The 235-nt window shown below is 73.6% G+C and carries 1 pseudogene; it reads right to left on the bottom strand.

What is annotated here, in order from left to right:
- Positions 1-235 (bottom strand): annotated as a pseudogene (locus tag GT030_RS08840) (nitroreductase); the annotation flags it as partial.

Genomic DNA, 235 nt, shown 5'->3' on the forward strand with positions numbered 1-235 from the left:
TGGAGGAACGCCCCGAACGCGCCGGACTTCAGCAGCACCAGGCCGCCGGTGTCCCGGTCGTACTCGTACAGCCCCGGAGGTACGTCGCGGACGTGGTTGACGAAGACGTGGAACCGGGTCAGCGGCGCGCCGCCCGGTGTCTCCACGTCGCTGTCCAGGGTGGCGGCCGTGACGGCGGCGGCCAGTGTCACCGCCAGCTTCGCCGGGTCCAGCGGCTCCCCCGCGCCGAACCGGC

It is taken from the genome of Streptomyces sp. SID1328 (assembly GCF_009865595.1).
GTDB classification, from domain to species: domain Bacteria; phylum Actinomycetota; class Actinomycetes; order Streptomycetales; family Streptomycetaceae; genus Streptomyces; species Streptomyces griseoluteus.